3 protein-coding genes and 1 pseudogene are annotated in these 1,860 nt (G+C 46.5%); 2 read left to right on the top strand and 2 right to left on the bottom strand.

From position 1 onward, the window contains the following. Positions 1–514, top strand: a pseudogene (locus tag A7090_RS25455) (phage tail protein); the annotation flags it as partial. After that, positions 514–1,107: a tail fiber assembly protein gene (locus A7090_RS25450; protein WP_105275897.1), complete on the top strand. Its 594-nt coding sequence runs from the start codon at positions 514–516 to the stop codon at positions 1,105–1,107. The pseudogene A7090_RS25455 and the gene A7090_RS25450, both read left to right, overlap by 1 nt. Here A7090_RS25450 and A7090_RS25445 read toward each other — a convergent pair. Next, a complete protein-coding gene (locus tag A7090_RS25445; RefSeq protein ID WP_000289820.1) occupies positions 1,079–1,507 on the bottom strand; it encodes a tail fiber assembly protein in 429 nt (142 codons plus the stop codon). The two genes, A7090_RS25450 and A7090_RS25445, sit on opposite strands and share 29 nt — an antisense overlap. A gap of 1 nt (position 1,508) precedes the next feature. Continuing rightward, on the bottom strand, positions 1,509–1,860 hold a 352-nt coding region (locus A7090_RS25440; RefSeq protein ID WP_446718743.1), incomplete at its 5' end, for a gp53-like domain-containing protein.

The raw sequence follows: 1,860 nt of genomic DNA, 5'->3' as shown, positions 1-1,860 counted from the left end.
GGATGAGACGCTGACTAATTTGAGTGGAAAAGATGTGGCTGGTCTTCTCGCATACCTTGGTTTGGGAGAAGGTGCTCCAGCTATTGGCGTTCCGTTCTTCTGGCCGTCCGCTGCAATGCCAAGTACTGTAATCGACAGCTGGTCCAGTATGGTGTTTTTGAAGTTCAACGGCGCGAAATTTTCTGCCTCTGATTCCCCTGTGCTGGCGAAAGTGTTTCCTTCGCTGGTATTACCTGAAGCCCGCGGTGATTTCATTCGTATCTGGGATGACGGGCGAGGTGCAGATGGTGGTCGCGAATTATTAAGCTGGCAGGAAGCTACAAACTTTTCTCAGTTTGCCGGGAATATAGGCGGAGGTGCGGGACACGCAATTAACTTTCATGATGGCATCGCCGGAAATCAGCCAGGATTTTCACGATTTAATTTCACCAGTAACTCTGTGGGTGATGGTGTGAAATTTGTTGCTGTCAGACCGCGAAATATTGCATTTAACTTTCTGGTGAGGGCTAAATAATGAAACCTGTTTTTGATGAAAATGGGCTGGCTACAGTGCCGGGCGATATGCGTTGTTTTTATTATGATGCTGAAACATCTGAGTATACGGGCTGGTCTGATGAATATATTAATACTGGCGTAAGTATGCCCGCCTGTTCCACTGGTATTGACCCTGGCGAAAACATTCCGGGAAAAGTGGCTGTATTTACAGGTAAGGGATGGAGCCATGAAGAGGACCATCGCAATGAGACTGTTTACTCAATCGAAAATGGTGCTGCTGTTACAGTGGATTATATCGGTGCCATCAAAAACGGTTATGTCACGCTTTCACCGTTAACGCCATATGATAAATGGGATGGTGAGAAATGGGTGACAGATACTGAGGCACAACACGGTGCCGCAGTAGAAGCGGCAGAAGCACAGCGCCAGTCACTGATTGATGCAGCAATGGCTTCCATTAGTCTGATTCAGCTGAAATTACAGGCCGGGCGGAAGCTGACGCAGGCAGAAACCACCCGGCTTAACGCCGTGCTTGATTACATTGACGCGGTGACGGCAACAGATACGAGCACCGCGCCGGATATCATCTGGCCTGAACTGCCGGAGGCGTAGGCCATTCAATATCGGGTGCTGTTGAAGTATCAACACGCATCAGCAGCACACGGTATTTCTTCCATTCGGTGAGAGTTGAAGTTTCTTCATCAGTTGCGATATCAGCATCAACAGCATCCTGACGCCAGGATATTTCACTGTCAGCTTTTTCCCGTAATTGGGATTTTTTAACTTCAGCAATAGCTATTAATTCCTTTTTGGTCGGCTGAGGAATATCTATCAGTGCTGGTTTTCCATTCAGTGTTCCAATCTGTTTTCCTGGTGGAATATCCATAAATAACTTTTTATGTTCTTCCTCACTGACTATTACACCATCATCAGGCCACAGACCTGATGCCTCAAATTTTTCTTTCTCCGATATGGGGAAAAAGCCATTTGCTTTAGCGCTCCATACGTACATATCAATACCCCACCGCTATAATGTCCACATTAAATCCCCCGGGACCTGCCTGCCAGATGCTGGCCCCTGTTAATGATTTTGTTTGATGAACAACCGCCACATTTGCTGGCGATTGTGTTTCAGTTGTTACAGTACCGATATCATTCCAGTTAATTGAGATGGAATAGTTCGTTGTTGTAAACGACCGGGGGAAAGTTATGTGTCTTACATTGGTGCCGACAGGAAATCCAAGATAAACACGCTGAATTATCATTCCTCCAGGTAACATAACCCAGTTAGCACCTTCTCCAAAACCAAGGTATGCGAGAAGACCAGCCACATCTTTTCCACTCAAATTAGTCAGCGTCTCATCC

The organism is Escherichia sp. MOD1-EC7003, from assembly GCF_002965065.1.
Lineage (GTDB): Bacteria > Pseudomonadota > Gammaproteobacteria > Enterobacterales > Enterobacteriaceae > Escherichia.
The sequence above is the reverse complement of the archived record's forward strand: the minus strand, read 5'-3'. Positions and strand labels throughout refer to the sequence as shown.